Source organism: Neisseria sp. P0019.S002 (assembly GCF_051957155.1).
Classification (GTDB): domain Bacteria; phylum Pseudomonadota; class Gammaproteobacteria; order Burkholderiales; family Neisseriaceae; genus Neisseria; species Neisseria perflava.
On the sequence record NZ_JBQCWS010000003.1, the window covers coordinates 65736 to 81035 of the forward strand.

Sequence of the window (15300 nt, forward strand, 5' to 3'; positions counted from 1 at the left end):
TAATTAAATGCCCGTTCTACAATCATTTTTAAAAGCTAGAATGGCACTCTTTGTCCTTGCTTATCTTTAAGATGCCATTGACCTGACGGTGTACAACCGCCACCACTACCGCCGACAGCATAATGATCACAATTCGGGTCAAGCCGTTTCCCTTGAGAATATGAGCCATTTGTCAAACCGTCTCTATCAAAGGAACTGCATGCGCCGGTGAAAGCTACGCAAAACAGGATTAAAAATTTCTTCAACATTCACATCACCTTTTTTATAAAAATCATACCCCAAAATTGCAACCTAGATAAAGTTCCCACGCTATCGATATGAGCCACACCGTGTGAGCAAAAAGAACCAATCTCGCCTTGCCCACATTTGTGTATATAACTAATTGTGCCGCCGATATATGTGCCAAAATTTCGCTGCCATCACTCAAAGAAAAACTACTGCCAGAAATTTGGAATACACTTCTAATGCAATTAAAACATATAAAATAGTTATCAAACTAATTTTATAAACATGTGACAAATTTTTTGCAACTTTGTTTCTTATGGTTTTGCTTCTTTATAAAGCTCGTTCTCATAATATGAAAATTACCCAATACCTTTTCTGCGTTTAAAAAAGGCCGTCTGAAAACCAACTATCAGACGGCCTTTACTGTGCAGCTTTATTCCGCTACATCAATGCACAAATATTTCAATTCCAAATACTCGTCCGCACCGTATTTACTGCCCTCACGTCCCAAACCGCTGCGTTTCACGCCGCCAAACGGTGCTACTTCATTACTGATTAAGCCCGTATTGATGCCGACCATGCCGTATTCCAAGGCTTCGCCGACGCGCCATTGGCGGGCGGTGTCGGAGGTAAAAAGGTAAGCTGCCAAACCGTATTCCGTATTGTTCGCAGCCTCAATGACTTCGGCTTCGGTTTCAAAACGGAACACCGGACACAAAGGTCCGAAGGTTTCCTCGCAAGCTACCGCCATTTGCGCCGTAACGCCGCTTAAAACAGTCGGCTCAAAAAACGTTCCGCCCAACGCGCTACGTTTGCCGCCGGTCAGGCAACTTGCGCCTTTAGCAAGCGCGTCGGCGATGTGCTGCTCGACTTTCTCCACCGCTTTTTCCTCAATCAGCGGCCCTTGGTTTACGCCATCTTCCAAGCCGTTGCCCAATTTAAGCGCAGACACTTTTTCACTTAATTTACGGCAAAATTCCTCGTAAATACCTGATTGGGCGTAAACGCGGTTGGTGCAGACGCAGGTCTGACCGCTGTTACGGAACTTGCTGGCAAGTGCACCTTCGACAGCTTTGTCCAAATCGGCATCGTCAAACACGATAAACGGCGCATTGCCGCCCAGTTCCAAGCTGAGTTTTTTAATGTCTGCCGCGCTGTCGGCAAAAATTTTCGCGCCGACTTCGGTTGAGCCGGTAAAGCTGATTTTGCGCACGGTCGGATTCGTGGCAAATTCATGACTGATTTCCGAAGCGCTACCACTGACAACAGGCAATAAATCCTGCGGCACACCCGCTTCATAAGCCAAAACGACTAATGCATACGCACTCAAAGGCGTGAGTGATGCTGGTTTGACTATCATCGCGCAACCAACCGCCAAAGCAGGCGCAGCCTTGCGCGCAATCATCGCGGACGGAAAATTCCACGGCGTAATCGCAGCGGTAACGCCGACAGGCTGTTTCAACACAACCAGTTTTTGTGACGCTTTCACACTTGTCAGCACATCGCCGTCAATCCGCCGCGCCTCTTCGGCAAACCAGCGCACAAACGAAGCCGCATAATCGATTTCGCCGCGCGCCTCAGTCAGGCTTTTGCCCTGCTCCATCGTCATGATACGCGCCAGTTCTTCTTTGTTTTCTTTAATTAAAAAATACCAACGCCACAACACATCGGCGCGTTCCAACGCGGTTTTTGCCGCCCATAATTTTTGCGCAGCTTCAGCCTTTTGAATCAAAAGCTTTAGGCCGTCTGAACCAGTCTTACGGACAAACGCCAAAGCCTCACCTATTGCAGGGTTATCAACTCTAATGGCATCTGGAATCGGAGAAAAGGAAATATCGGGATGATTGAGCAAACGGGCAAAATCTTTCATGAGAAACGACCTTTCTAAAACCGAGGATATACGTTCATTATCATATTCATACCATCAAAGTGCAACTAAATAGAAAAATAAACCAACAGCAAAGGCCATCTGAATATCTTACAGACGGCCTTTGCTTTAGCAACATCATATCCATCTTAATAATGAATGAAATACGATTATTAATACTCTACCTAAAAAGGATAGGACACATGTATTACAACAATTTGCTATAATACAAAACTCATTTCAACCCTCATTCGAAATTCCATTTTCAGACGGCCTTTGTCTGTTTATAAGGCCGTCTGAAATGTTTTCCGTCCATCCTCTTCTGCCGAACCATGATTCCATCTGATTTCATTGACGAGCTTTTGTCCAAAGTCGATATTGTCGATATTATCGACGAACAGGTTCCGCTGAAGAAAGGCGGGGCAAACTATATGGCCTGCTGTCCGTTTCACAAGGAAAAGACGCCGTCGTTTTCAGTCAGCCCGACCAAACAGTTTTACCATTGCTTCAGTTGCGGGGCTCATGGTTCAGCGATTGGTTTTGTGATGGAACATCAGGGGCTGTCGTTTCCGGAGGCAGTGCAGTTTTTGGCTGATCGCGTCGGCATGACGGTACCTAAAGTTCGTGGGCAGGAAGACAACCCCGAAATCCGTGCCGAACGTAAAAAAAAGCAACAAACTTTGGAAGAAACAACGGCAGCGGCAGCGGATTTTTACGCGCAACAGTTGAAATTCAATCCAGCGGCGAAGGCTTATTTGGACAAACGCGGCTTGAGTGCGGAAGTTATTGCGCATTATGGCTTGGGCTATGCACCCGACGGTTGGCAGCCTTTGGCACAAGTGTTCCAACCCTATCCGAATACTGCGTTGGTGGATACGGGCATGGTCATCGATAACGAAGGCAAACATTACGACCGCTTTCGCCATCGGATTATGTTCCCTATCCGTAATCCTCGTGGGCAGGTTATCGGCTTTGGCGGCCGTGTATTGGACGACTCCAAACCCAAATACCTGAACTCGCCCGATACGCCTTTGTTTGACAAAGGGAAAAACCTTTACGGGCTATATGAAGGGCGTGCTGCCATAAAAGAGGCAGAACGGATTTTGGTGGTCGAAGGCTACATGGACGTGGTCGCATTGGCGCAGTTCGGCGTCGGCTACGGCGTAGCGGCTTTGGGTACGGCAACCACGGCGGAACACGTCAAAATCCTGATGCGTCAGGCCGACAGTATTTATTTTTGTTTTGATGGCGACAGCGCGGGGCGTAAAGCGGCTTGGCGCGCGCTGGAAAATGCGTTGCCACAATTAAAAGACGATAAATCGCTGCATTTTCTGTTCCTACCCGAAGAACACGACCCAGACAGCTACATCCGCGCCTACGGCAAGACTCAATTTGAAGATGCCTTGTTAAACCAAAGCAAGCCTCTATCCGAATACTTTTGGGAACATCTTTCAGACGGCCTCAACCTCAATACGCAAGAAGGCAAAGCAGAATTGGTCAAAACCAGTTCTCCGCTCTTGGCTCAGATTACCGCGCCGGCATTAGGCTATCTTCTGAAACAAAAACTCAGCGAGCTCGTAGGCATTGACCCTGACAACCTCGCCCAGTTACTCGGACAAGAAACGCCAAAGCGGCACGTCAAACAAAAAAGTTACAAACTGCCGCCTATTTCTGTCAAACAGCCAACCATGCTGACACTGGTTCAAAGACAGATACGTAGCCTCTTGATAAATCCGGCTTGGGCTTCATATATAGACCTGCCCGATTATCTGGCTTTAAGCGGTGACTTTGCCTGCCTTGCCAATCTGGCCGAAACAATCAAGCATCACGATACGACTCCTGCAACCGCACAAGTGCTTGAATATATGCGCGGTTCGCCCTATGAGGAAACCGTCAATCAAATCTTTTTATCGACCCTTCATTCTGAAGAAATGGAAGGGGATAACGAAGAAGATTGCGAAAGTTTCCAAATTGGCATGAAAAAGTTGTTAAATGAATTAAAATACAGTCAAATCGAAACTTTAAAGCAAAAAAGTATTCAAACTGGTTTGACCGAAAATGAAAAAAAACTATTGCTGTCACTTTTGACGGCAAAGCAAAACTAACCCCTCAGGCCGTCTGAACAATCTAAACACACGCTGCGAAACATAACACGCAGAACACTCCATCCGTAATATTTTCAGACGGCCTCAGAGTATTAAAGTGAAATCTGATTTCACAACAAAAAGCTCTGCTCCGCCTTCAGGTACGGCCACATCACCGTAAACCGTCGGCATCCTATCAACCTAGAGAGCAATCCATGTCTAAAAATCAAAACTACGAAGAATACCAAGACCAAGACGACAACCGCCCCTTGAGTATCGAAGAGCAGCGTGCGCGTCTGCGCCAACTCATTATCATGGGTAAAGAACGCGGCTACATCACTTATTCCGAAATTAACGACGCCCTGCCCGACGATATGTCCGATGCCGAGCAAATCGACAACATCGTCAGCATGATTTCCGGCTTGGGCATCCAAGTAACCGAGCAAGCCCCCGATGCTGAAGACATCCTCTTGAGCGACAACGCCGCCGCCATGACCGACGACGATGCCGTTGAAGAAGCCGAAGCAGCACTCTCCAGCGCAGATTCAGAATTCGGCCGTACAACCGACCCTGTGCGTATGTATATGCGTGAAATGGGTCAAGTCGATCTGTTGACGCGTGAAGACGAAATCATCATCGCCAAAAAAATCGAAAATGCACTGAAAAACATGGTGCAGGCAATCTCCGCCTGCCCAGGCTCAATTGCCGAAATTCTGGCGTTGATCGAGCAAGTCCGCAACGACGAAATCCGTGTGGATGAAGTTGTTGAAGCCATCATCGACCCTAATGAAGTCTTGTTGAACGAATTAGGCTTGGGTCATTTGGAAAATGCCAAACCAGATGACGAAGAAGGAGAAACCGTTAGCGATGATGAAGATGGCGACGAGGAAGATGAAGACGATTCAGGTAGCGACTCTGAAGCCATATCCGCCGCCCATTTGGCCGAACTGAAACAAAAAGTTTTGGAACACTTCGCCTTTATCGAGAGCGAATACGGCAAAATGATCAAGCAGTTGGAAAAACACGGCAGTCAGCACGCCAACTACCTGAAACACCGTGATGCCATTGCCAACAAACTGTTAGAAGTCCGTTTTGCCACACGTCAAATCGAAAACCTGAGCAGCAACCTGCGCAGCCGCGTTGAAAACATCCGCAAACTCGAACGCGAAATCCGTGACATCTGTATCGACCGCGTCCGTATGGAGCGCGACTACTTCATCAAAAACTTCCTGCCTGCCATTACCGATTTGAAATGGGTAGAAGAAGAAGTAGCCAAAGGCCGTGTATGGGCAAACGCGTTGGATCGTTTCCGCCACGCCATCCTCGAAAAACAAACCGAGTTGGCAAATATGGAAGCCGAAACCCGCATTTCCATCGAAGAGTTGAAAGAAATCAATAAAAACATGGTGTTGAGTGAGAAAGAAACCTCAGCCGCCAAACAGGAAATGATTCAGGCCAACTTGCGTTTGGTTATTTCCATTGCTAAAAAATACACCAACCGCGGCTTGCAGTTCCTGGATTTGATTCAAGAAGGCAATATCGGCCTGATGAAAGCGGTGGACAAATTCGAATACCGCCGCGGCTACAAGTTCTCGACTTACGCCACATGGTGGATCCGTCAAGCGATTACCCGTTCCATCGCCGACCAAGCGCGTACCATCCGTATTCCGGTTCACATGATTGAAACCATCAACAAAATGAACCGTATCTCGCGCCAATATCTGCAAGAAACCGGTGAAGAACCTGATTCCGCCAAACTGGCCGAGTTGATGGAAATGCCGGAGGACAAAATCCGCAAAATCATGAAAATCGCCAAAGAGCCGATTTCCATGGAAACACCGATTGGCGACGACGACGATTCGCACTTGGGCGATTTCATCGAGGATGCCAACAACGTTGCGCCGGCAGAAGCTGCGATGTACACCAGCCTGCACGAAGTAACCAAAGAAATCCTCGAAAGCCTGACACCGCGTGAAGCCAAAGTGTTGCGCATGCGTTTCGGTATCGATATGAATACCGACCACACGCTCGAAGAAGTCGGCAAACAATTTGACGTAACCCGTGAACGTATCCGTCAAATCGAAGCCAAAGCCCTGCGCAAGCTGCGCCACCCTACCCGCAGCGACCGTCTCCGCAGCTTCCTCGACAGCGAAGAAAACAAATCATAAAAGCAAACCGCAGGTTAAAAAGCCTGCGGTTTTTTTTTTGAAATACGAAGGCCGTCTGAAAACCAAATCTCAAAAGATTTAATCGTTTCAGACGGCCTTAAACTAATTTTGATAATTTATTCAGCCTCAGTGGTTTTCTTTTTCGGACGACAGCGGCGACGTTTGAGTTTGCCATCAGTTGATCCACTTTGTTTCTGACGTTTGTGATCATTAGCCGCAGTCATTTGCTGGCGTGCTTCCTCATCGGCATGTTGGAAAGTTGTCCACCAAGAAGCCATCTCTTTATCAACCTCGCCAACCTCGCTACGCAAAATCAGGAAATCATAAGCAGCTCGGAAACGGGCTTGTGATAGCAGACGATATGGGCGTGCGCCGCGCATATTGTCGAATTGCGGCTGAAATTGCCAAATTTCACGCATGGTTGCAGAAAATCGTTGCGGTACGCCCCAACCTTTCTCTACCGTATCGCGCATGGTGTTCATCGCATCCATCAACGCAGGGACAGGTTTTTGACCATGGCTTTGATTGCGTTGCCAAATGGCGTTTAGTGTCGGCCACAATACCGCCGCCAATACAAAACCGACGGAAACGGACTTATCCGCACGAAGGCGCTCATCGGTATTTTTCAAGGCCAACATAATCATACGTTTGTCGGCTGCTTCAGCCGTTTTCAAGGCATCTAAAAGCGGATGGATGCCTTCGGGAATACCCAACTCGTTCAACCGTTTCAAACAGGCACGAGAATAACCGGAAAACAGGATTTTCAAAATTTCATCAAATAGACGGGCCACAGGCTCATTTTTCAGACGGCCTGCATATTCGGCAATCGGCAAAGCCGTTTGCTCTTCCACTTCAAAACCCAATTTACCCGACAAACGGACGGCGCGAAGAATACGGACAGGATCTTCCTGATAGCGTTCGGCAGGATCGCCTATCATCACCAATTTTTTATCGGCAACATCAGCCACGCCCTGATGGAAGTCCCAAATCTCCTCTTTAACCGGGTCGTAATACAGCGCATTGCAAGTAAAGTCGCGACGCATGGCATCTTCTTCAATGCTGCCGTAAGTATTGTCCTTCATAATTCGGCCTTGTGCATTTTGCTGAACCTTATCGCCACCGCGGAACGTTGTGACTTCAATAGTTTCAGGGCCAATCATCACATGAACGATTTGAAAGCGGCGGCCGATAATACGGCTGCGGCGGAATACTTTGCGGATTTGCTCCGGCGTGGCATCGGTTGCAATATCAAAATCTTTGGGCTCGACTCCGAGCAACAAATCCCGAACAGCACCGCCCACAACATAAGCCTGAAAACCGGCTTCATGAAGGCGTTTGGCAATTTTCTCCGCGGCAAAGCTCAACATATCCGCGCGGATACCGTGTTGCTCAAGCGGGATAATTTCCTTTTCGGGCAATGATTTGACGTGTTTTTTAGGCAACACTTTATGCAGCCATTTTTTTAACATAAGCAGCTCTTTTCACAATAAAAAAGGCCGTCTGAAACTTGTCCGGCTTAAGCCTTTGCACAATATTCTGCCGCAGAAGGGGCAAAACATTGAGCAAAGGCTTCAGACGGCCTAAAAAAGACGTGCCATTATACCTTATGGAAGTTCGATTAATTAGCGTATTGGCAAAAAATATCGGCTATAATGACGGTCTGACAACGATTCAGGCAGAACATCATGTACCACTACAAATCCGAAGCTACCCAATTTCTCGACAAACTCATGGAAGACAATCCCGAAATGGAAGCGCAACGCCTCGAAAACCGCCATTTATTGTGGGATGTTACCCTCAATCCGACAGAGCAGGCCGAATTTGAAGCAGCCAAAGTCAACAAAAAACCCTATACCTACTATCAAGACTAATCCCGTATCGGCATGACGACCAACACGCACAATACCGATCCGGCATTGCAACATTACCTCAACAGCATTGGTCAATCCGAACATCCCGTTTTGACCGCATTGCGCGAGCGTACACAATCACATCGTCTGGGAAAGATGGCCATCGCCCAAGAGCAGGCGGCCATGTTGGTGTGGTTGGCCAAATTATTGAATGCCAAAAAATATTTGGAAGTTGGCGTCTTTACCGGTTACAGCAGCACCGCCATGGCGCTTGCCCTCCCCGAAGACGGCAAAATCACGGCTTGCGACATTAATGTAACCTTTACCGATATTGCTCGCGAAACATGGAAAGCAGCAGGTGTAGCGCATAAAATCTCGCTTCATCTGCAACCGGCTTTGCTGACTTTGGATGATTTGATTGCGCAAGGCGAATCGGAAAGCTACGACTTGGCACTTATCGATGCCGACAAACCGCCTACGCCGAAATATTTCGAACGCTGTTTGCAACTGGTACGGAGTGGCGGCGTGATTGCCATCGACAATATCTTGTTGGGTGGGCGCGTCATGAATGAAGCTGCCGAAAATGATCCGCCCAGCTTGGATATCCTGCGCCATTTCAACCAAAACCTGCCACACGATACACGCATTATTCCCATTACCCTGCCTATCGGCGACGGTTTGACACTGCTACTAAAAAAATAAAACGACACAATCCGATGAAAACATTATCACATTCCCTGTTTCTTTTGCCGCTTACTCTATTGGCCACATCATGCGCCGTTTCCCATCCCCCTCAACCTGCCGACAATCCGAACTTTGTCCTGCCAGATATTCCGCGTGAGCCTTTGCATGAAAAAAGTATTCCCTATCCGCGCCTGGACGAACAAACCCAGATTGACCACTTGGGCATACAAATCGCCCGACTGGAACGCACCGTTGAAGAATTAAATCAACGCTTGCACACATTGGAACAACAACGAAACATCAAACGTCCAACCCCTTTAGTTCCCAAACCCAAAGCCCAACGATTAGACGACCGCAAGCTGAAAATGAACTATTTGGCCAATGGTGGCAGCGTGCCGTCTGAAACAGACTCAGCCGCACAAAATGAACTGCGCCTTTATAACCAAGCGCAAAAATACTATCAGCGCAACAACTTCTCCGCTGCTGTGGCCATTTTGAAAGAGGCAGACGGTGGCAACGGTAGCGAAATTGCCCGCCGTAATATGTATCTGCTTCTCCAAAGCCAACAACGTTTGGGCAACTGCGAATCCGTTATCGAAATCGGCAACCGCTACGCCAACCGATTCCGCAACAGCCCGCAAGCTCCCGATGCCATGTACAGCATCGGCCAATGCCAATACAAACTGCAACAAAAAGACATCGCCCGCAGCACATGGCGCAAACTGATACAAAGTTTCCCCAACAGCGAGGCGGCAAAACGCGCTTCCATCAGCCTTAAACAAAGATAAACGTTCAGACGGCCTTGTCATCCCCAAGGCCGTCTGAATATTTTTTACCCTTAATCCATTCAAGCAAAAGGAACTCCTCATGATCCAAGTCGGCATTATTATGGGCAGCAACAGCGATTGGCCGGTGATGCAGCAGGCAGCACAATTTCTCAAAGAATTCGGCGTTGAATACGAAGCGCGTGTCGTCTCTGCACACCGCACGCCTGATTTGATGTTTGAATACGCCGAAACCGCACGCGAACGCGGCATCAAAGCCATCATTGCCGGCGCAGGCGGCGCAGCGCATTTGCCGGGCATGGTTGCAGCCAAAACCACGGTTCCCGTCTTGGGTGTTCCCGTGCCCAGCAAATATCTGCGCGGCGAAGACTCCCTGCTTTCGATTGTACAAATGCCCAAAGGCGTTCCTGTTGCCACATTTGCCATTGGCGAAGCCGGTGCGGCCAATGCAGCGCTGTTTGCCATTTCACTTTTGGCCAACGAAAATCCTGAATTGGCTGAAAAACTGGCGGCTTTCCGTGCCAAACAAGAACAAACCGTTCTAGCCATGGAATTGCCTGAAGCATAAGGAACTAAGGCCGTCTAAAAGTTGTAAAGAGAAACTTTGATTTCGTTTTACGATTGTTCAGACGGCCTTAGTCTTTTATCAAATTGAATTAATGCCATGAAAACCCTAGCATTCGTCCTACTCTCCACCCTGCTTTGCGCTTGCCAAAGCACTCCTACTCAATCAACTGCCATTCCATCTCAGCAACAAGCTCAAGATACTACCGGCAACCTGATTATCTTCTATGATGCCCAAACCGGTTCTGCGCCATTGCTAAAAGCAGTGAAAGCCTCCGGCGCAAGTTTGATTTATGAATACAAAAACCTGAACGGCATTGCTATTCGTCCGTCTTCCAAGACCAAGATTGAAGATGCCATTGCCTATTTCAAAAAGGTAAACGGCGTATTGTCCGTCGAACAAGATAGGCTGCTGAAACTTCAATAACCGAGTTGGTTCTTTAGCCTAATAAAAAAGCCGTCCAAAACGTATTACAACGTTTTCAGACGGCCTTTACTTGTTCAAAGCATTAAATCATGCCTCTGCCTTGCGCTTTTGGCTTGGCTTGGCCGAATTCCAATTTACTCAGCGCAGACAAATAGGCTTTGGCAGTTGCCACCAATACGTCGGTATCCGCACCTTGGCCGTTGACCACACGGTCGCCACGTTGCAGACGGACGGAAGTTTCGCCTTGGCTTTCTGTACCTTGAGTTACCGCATTGACAGAGTAAATCTGCAAGGTTGCGCCACTTTGAGCCACGCTTTCAATGGCTTTGAAGATGGCATCAACAGGGCCTGATCCGCTAGCGGAAGCGTGTTTTTCTTCGCCGCGAATACTGAACACAATATCGGCGCGCGGTTCTTCGCCGGTTTCAGTGCTGATTTTTTGGGAAATGAATTTGTAGCTTTCAGTATTCATATTGCCCATTTCGTCAGACACCAAAGCGTGCAAGTCTTCATCAAAGATTTCGCGTTTCTTATCCGCCAGCTCTTTGAAGCGTGCAAATGCCGCATTCAACGCCTCTTCACTTTCCAATTCGATACCCAAATCTGCCAGCTTGGTTTTGAAAGCATTACGGCCGGAGAGTTTACCCAAAGTCAGGCGGTTGGTTGACCAGCCGACTGATTCGGCAGTCATGATTTCATAGGTTTCAGGGTGTTTCAACACGCCATCTTGGTGGATGCCTGATTCGTGTGCAAAGGCGTTTGCGCCGACTACTGCTTTGTTTGGCTGAATCGGATAGCCGGTAATGGTGGATACCAGTTTGGATACCGGCACAATTTGCGTGGTATCAATACCGGTTTCCAAGCCGAACAAATCATGGCGCACTTTCAACGCCATCACGATTTCTTCAAGGCTGGCATTACCCGCGCGTTCGCCCAAACCGTTGATAGTGCATTCCACCTGGCGCACGCCTGCCTGAACAGCGGCCAGCGAGTTGGCAACCGCCATACCCAAGTCGTTGTGGCAGTGAGTAGACCAGACTACTTTGTCGCCGTTGGGCACGCTTTTGATGATGTTGCTGATACGCTCGTACCACACGGAAGGGATGGAGTAGCCGACAGTATCGGGAATGTTGATAGTAGTCGCCCCCGCTTCGATAACCGCCGTAAAAATTTTGGCAAGGAAGTCCAAATTCGAACGCACTGCGTCTTCGGCAGAAAATTCCACATCATCAGTGTATTCTTTGGCAATTTTCACCGCTTTGACCGCCGCATCAATGACCTGCTGCGGCTTCATTTTCAGTTTGTGCTCCATGTGGATGGGGCTGGTGGCGATAAAAGTGTGAATACGTTTTTTCGGAGCAGGGGAAACAGCTTCGCCTGCTTTGCGCACATCGTTTTCAACAGCACGCGCCAATGAGCAAACTGTAGATTTAGTAATGATTTTGGCAATCGCATTAACCGATTCAAAATCGCCCGGGCTGGCGGCGGCAAAACCCGCCTCAATCACATCCACGCCCATTTTCTCCAACTGGCGGGCAATGCGGATTTTCTCCTCTTTGGTCATGGATGCACCAGGCGACTGCTCGCCGTCGCGCATAGTGGTATCGAAAATGATAACGCGGTTGGTTTGTGTCATTTCTGTTCTCTCCAGAGATTCATTTTTTTGTAAAAAAGCATTCAAATCAAGCGGTCTGCCTTGCGCTTCCGCCAAAGCGGTCAGTTTTTGCAACTGAGCCAAAGGCAGGGAACCGCGTGTACGCCATTTGTAGATAGCCGCTGTGGTCGCAGCATTTTCCGGGTCGTGCTGTTTCAGGGCTTCGGCCAGCGCGTTTACGCCACCAAAATAGGCAACCAAACGGTCAATGTCTAATTGCATGATGCTCCTTGTCCAAATCTGATTAAGATTATTGTGTTCTGGTTTTGCATTATACTCATTTTAGACAAAACGACAATCTATTTTTATCAAAATATTGGTATAAATTTTAAAACTTGAGAAATTTTTATACATTTTGTCTAATTTGGACTATTAAAAGCTCCTCTTAAACCGAACACATCCTAAATATAGTAAACTAATCCCCTATTTCCCCGATTTGAAACACATTATGCCCCATACCATCCCTACCAACCGCTCCGACATCGAATGGCGCAACGAAAGTACACAAAAGCCACCCAAGCAGGCGGTTTACATACAAGAAGCAGGTGCAGCAGAAATCTTAAAAAATGCCCATGCGCAAACTGCAACTGTTTGGACTGGCGATTTTCACAATGCCAAGCAAGTCTTGGCCGCAATGAAAAAACGTATCCGCAGGCCGTCTGAAAAAAAGAAAGACGTACCTGCCGATATTCAGACGGCCTTTCACGCCCACCGTATGAAACAGGCTCAGCAAAGCCGTTTGCTCAATATGCTTGCTGTTGAAATCCAACCAAATTTTCAACTGGATAATGCACGTGCACCCGACATCTACGCCGCCCTTCGCGATGTTTACGACACACCAAACGACAAACCGTTTCTTTTGCCGCTGAATCAATTATTGGGTTTTATCGGTGCACACGAATGGCACAAAAAAGGCATAGACATTCCGCAGCTAGACGGAAAAATCCATGTTCCTTTCGGCGTATTCTCTCCACTGCGTGGCGAATATTTGGATTTAATCGCCCAAGCACCACTCGCTCCCAATATTCAGACGGCCTTTGACATCGGCACCGGCTCAGGTGTTATTGCCGCAATTTTGGCCAAGCGAGGCATACCCGACATCATTGCCACAGACACCAACCCAAAAGCAATAGCCTGCGCCACAGCAAACCTCAAACGCCTAGGCTTGGATAAAGCCATCAACATCCAATCGATTGATTTATTTCCCGAAAGTTGCACCGACCTTATCGTCTGCAATCCGCCTTGGCTGCCGGCAAAACCGACCTCGGCTATTGAGACTGCCCTTTATGACCCCAATCATGCCATGCTGACTGCGTTCCTCAACGGTGTACGTCATCACTTAAATCCAAACGGCGAAGCTTGGCTGATTATTTCCGACTTGGCAGAACACTTGCATTTGCGCGATAAAGACTTTTTAAACCAATGCTTTCAGACGGCTTCACTCAATGTAGTTGATATTCTGAAAACCAAACCGCAACACAAAAAAGCAATAGATGAATCCGATCCTTTGGCATTTGCCAGAAACAAGGAAACTACTTATCTATACCGTTTAAAAGCGATATAAAATCAAGGCCGTCTGAACATTCAGACGGCCTTTAAGCATTTTCATAAAAGAAAACGGCATATCCGTAAAGATATGCCGTCGATGGGAGCAGGGACTGCTATATTTGGCAGTAGTTTGTGTTTTAGTCCTCTTGCGCCCCAGTTTGCAGGTAGTTTGGCAAACCAACTTTGCCAATCAATTCCTGCTGGGTTTCAAGCCAGTCGATGTGTTCTTCGTTGATGTCTTTTTGTTTTTCCAACAAATCACGGCTGACGTAGTCTTGTTGCTCTTCTGCAAGAGCGATGGCTGCAACCAGAGCATCATGTTTTTCATACTCTTTTTTCAGATCGCAGGCAATGATTTCTTCGGTAGATTCACCGATCAGCAATTTACCCAATTCTTGCAGATTAGGCAGGCCTTCCAAGAACAAAATACGTTCGATCAAATCGTCTGCGGATTTCATTTCGCGGATGGACTGTTTGTAGAAATGACTACCCAATTCTTCAAAGCCCCAGTTTTTCAAAATGCGGGCATGCAGGAAGTATTGGTTGATGGTAATCAGCAACAAGCCTAAGTTTTTGTTCAATTCGCGGATAACTAAGCGATCGCCTTTCATATTCAGCTCCTTGTATGTTATACGCTAGATTACAGTTGGCTTTGGTAGTAGTTGCCTTCGCCGACCAATTCGATCAGACGCAGTTGTTGTTCCAACCAGTGAGCGTGATCTTCTTCAGTGTCTTTCAGTTGGGCAATCATCAAATCGCGGGTAACGTAGTCTTGAGCTTCTTCGCACAACTTGATGCCTTTTTTCAGCGCATCGCGTACTTCGTATTCAGTGTTCAAGTCTGCTTTCAGGCAAGAGATTACGTCAGTACCAATGTTCAGTTCGGCACGGGTCATTTTAGGCGTACCGCCCAACATCAGGATACGACGGATGAAGTCTTCGGCGTGAGTGGTCTCTTCTTCCATCTCGTGGTTCAAACGTTCGAACAGTTTGGTGTAACCCCATTCAGAGTACAGGCGAGAGTGGATAAAATATTGGTCGCGAGCAGCCAACTCACCAGACAATAATTCGTTCATGTAATCAATAACTGCTTGGTTGCCTTGCATAATTCTTTCTCTTTCTTTTAAAAGTTGATAATCACGAAATGAAGATTCGTGTGTTGTTATGGAATGAGGTAATTGTATGCACAAGTAGCACTTTTGACAAATTTTCTATTTAAAATACAAACAATTATCAAAAAAGTTAACCAGCCAAAAAGGCCGTCTGAAAAATTAATCCCCTGTTTTTAATAATATTTTTTTGACATTAGTATTAAGAATCCATTGCATTATTCAAAAACATTTACATTCGTTAACCATAAATAAAAGCAAATAATCCAACAAAATCAATCAAATTTAATTATGAATTATTCTCAACTGCTTTTACCTGATTTTTTTGAATCACCC

The 15300-nt window shown here is 47.2% G+C and carries 13 protein-coding genes; 8 read left to right on the forward strand and 5 right to left on the reverse strand.

The window, feature by feature from the left end:
• Positions 1-658: 658 nt before the first annotated feature.
• Positions 659-2095 (reverse strand): NAD-dependent succinate-semialdehyde dehydrogenase, encoded by a 1437-nt coding sequence (locus tag ACTHTY_RS05640; RefSeq protein ID WP_440366726.1) that lies wholly within the window; start codon positions 2093-2095, stop codon positions 659-661.
• 329 nt (positions 2096-2424) lie between these two features.
• Between ACTHTY_RS05640 and dnaG the strand changes: the two genes are divergently transcribed.
• Complete coding sequence (dnaG, locus tag ACTHTY_RS05645; protein WP_440366727.1) at positions 2425-4197, forward strand: DNA primase; 1773 nt, start codon at positions 2425-2427, stop codon at positions 4195-4197.
• 194 nt (positions 4198-4391) lie between these two features.
• Positions 4392-6344, forward strand: coding sequence for an RNA polymerase sigma factor RpoD (gene rpoD / locus ACTHTY_RS05650; RefSeq protein ID WP_440366728.1), 1953 nt, complete (start codon positions 4392-4394; stop codon positions 6342-6344).
• A gap of 116 nt (positions 6345-6460) precedes the next feature.
• Here rpoD and ACTHTY_RS05655 read toward each other — a convergent pair whose 3' ends face one another.
• Positions 6461-7813 (reverse strand): polynucleotide adenylyltransferase PcnB, encoded by a 1353-nt coding sequence (locus ACTHTY_RS05655; protein ID WP_440366729.1) that lies wholly within the window; start codon positions 7811-7813, stop codon positions 6461-6463.
• Between the two features lie 216 nt (positions 7814-8029).
• Here ACTHTY_RS05655 and ACTHTY_RS05660 point away from each other — a divergent pair, with 216 nt between their 5' ends.
• The 5 genes from ACTHTY_RS05660 (at position 8030) to ACTHTY_RS05680 (ending at position 10654) form a co-directional block, all read left to right on the forward strand.
• Entirely contained in the window at positions 8030-8215 is a 186-nt protein-coding gene (locus tag ACTHTY_RS05660) for a DUF3460 family protein (protein ID WP_003680728.1), read from the forward strand.
• A gap of 12 nt (positions 8216-8227) precedes the next feature.
• The gene (locus ACTHTY_RS05665; protein ID WP_440366730.1) at positions 8228-8896 is read left to right on the forward strand and encodes a class I SAM-dependent methyltransferase; all 669 of its coding nucleotides are present in this window, start codon (positions 8228-8230) and stop codon (positions 8894-8896) included.
• 14 nt (positions 8897-8910) lie between these two features.
• Positions 8911-9666, forward strand: coding sequence for a tetratricopeptide repeat protein (locus tag ACTHTY_RS05670; protein WP_440366731.1), 756 nt, complete (start codon positions 8911-8913; stop codon positions 9664-9666).
• A gap of 79 nt (positions 9667-9745) precedes the next feature.
• Positions 9746-10231, forward strand: a complete 486-nt coding sequence (purE, locus tag ACTHTY_RS05675; protein WP_003686478.1) for a 5-(carboxyamino)imidazole ribonucleotide mutase — start codon at positions 9746-9748, stop codon at positions 10229-10231.
• A gap of 96 nt (positions 10232-10327) precedes the next feature.
• Positions 10328-10654, forward strand: coding sequence for a hypothetical protein (locus ACTHTY_RS05680; protein WP_308881269.1), 327 nt, complete (start codon positions 10328-10330; stop codon positions 10652-10654).
• Positions 10655-10736: 82 nt separating this feature from the next.
• Here ACTHTY_RS05680 and ACTHTY_RS05685 read toward each other — a convergent pair whose 3' ends face one another.
• The gene (locus tag ACTHTY_RS05685) at positions 10737-12530 is read right to left on the reverse strand and encodes a 2-isopropylmalate synthase (protein WP_440366732.1); all 1794 of its coding nucleotides are present in this window, start codon (positions 12528-12530) and stop codon (positions 10737-10739) included.
• Positions 12531-12756: 226 nt separating this feature from the next.
• Between ACTHTY_RS05685 and ACTHTY_RS05690 the strand changes: the two genes are divergently transcribed.
• Positions 12757-13872: a methyltransferase gene (locus ACTHTY_RS05690; RefSeq protein WP_440366733.1), complete on the forward strand. Its 1116-nt coding sequence runs from the start codon at positions 12757-12759 to the stop codon at positions 13870-13872.
• Between the two features lie 121 nt (positions 13873-13993).
• Here the strand turns inward: ACTHTY_RS05690 and bfr (ACTHTY_RS05695) are convergent, their stop codons facing one another.
• Together bfr (ACTHTY_RS05695) and bfr (ACTHTY_RS05700) are read right to left on the reverse strand one after the other, a co-directional pair.
• On the reverse strand, positions 13994-14467 hold the full coding sequence (gene bfr / locus ACTHTY_RS05695; protein WP_188213164.1) for a bacterioferritin: 474 nt from the start codon (positions 14465-14467) through the stop codon (positions 13994-13996).
• A 29-nt stretch (positions 14468-14496) separates the two neighbouring features.
• Positions 14497-14961: a bacterioferritin gene (gene bfr / locus ACTHTY_RS05700; protein WP_004520304.1), complete on the reverse strand. Its 465-nt coding sequence runs from the start codon at positions 14959-14961 to the stop codon at positions 14497-14499.
• Positions 14962-15300: the final 339 nt, after the last annotated feature.

Bases quoted from the DNA above. Each gene is read 5' to 3' on its own strand.
- ACTHTY_RS05640 (WP_440366726.1), bottom strand. From the start codon at position 2,095: ATGAAAGATTTTGCCCGTTTGCTCAATCATCCCGATATTTCCTTTTCT.
- rpoD (WP_440366728.1), top strand. From the start codon at position 4,392: ATGTCTAAAAATCAAAACTACGAAGAATACCAAGACCAAGACGACAAC.
- ACTHTY_RS05685 (WP_440366732.1), bottom strand. From the start codon at position 12,530: ATGCAATTAGACATTGACCGTTTGGTTGCCTATTTTGGTGGCGTAAAC.
- ACTHTY_RS05665 (WP_440366730.1), top strand. From the start codon at position 8,228: ATGACGACCAACACGCACAATACCGATCCGGCATTGCAACATTACCTC.
- ACTHTY_RS05690 (WP_440366733.1), top strand. From the start codon at position 12,757: ATGCCCCATACCATCCCTACCAACCGCTCCGACATCGAATGGCGCAAC.
- bfr (WP_188213164.1), bottom strand. From the start codon at position 14,467: ATGAAAGGCGATCGCTTAGTTATCCGCGAATTGAACAAAAACTTAGGC.
- ACTHTY_RS05660 (WP_003680728.1), top strand. From the start codon at position 8,030: ATGTACCACTACAAATCCGAAGCTACCCAATTTCTCGACAAACTCATG.
- ACTHTY_RS05670 (WP_440366731.1), top strand. From the start codon at position 8,911: ATGAAAACATTATCACATTCCCTGTTTCTTTTGCCGCTTACTCTATTG.
- ACTHTY_RS05655 (WP_440366729.1), bottom strand. From the start codon at position 7,813: ATGTTAAAAAAATGGCTGCATAAAGTGTTGCCTAAAAAACACGTCAAA.
- bfr (WP_004520304.1), bottom strand. From the start codon at position 14,961: ATGCAAGGCAACCAAGCAGTTATTGATTACATGAACGAATTATTGTCT.
- ACTHTY_RS05680 (WP_308881269.1), top strand. From the start codon at position 10,328: ATGAAAACCCTAGCATTCGTCCTACTCTCCACCCTGCTTTGCGCTTGC.
- dnaG (WP_440366727.1), top strand. From the start codon at position 2,425: ATGATTCCATCTGATTTCATTGACGAGCTTTTGTCCAAAGTCGATATT.
- purE (WP_003686478.1), top strand. From the start codon at position 9,746: ATGATCCAAGTCGGCATTATTATGGGCAGCAACAGCGATTGGCCGGTG.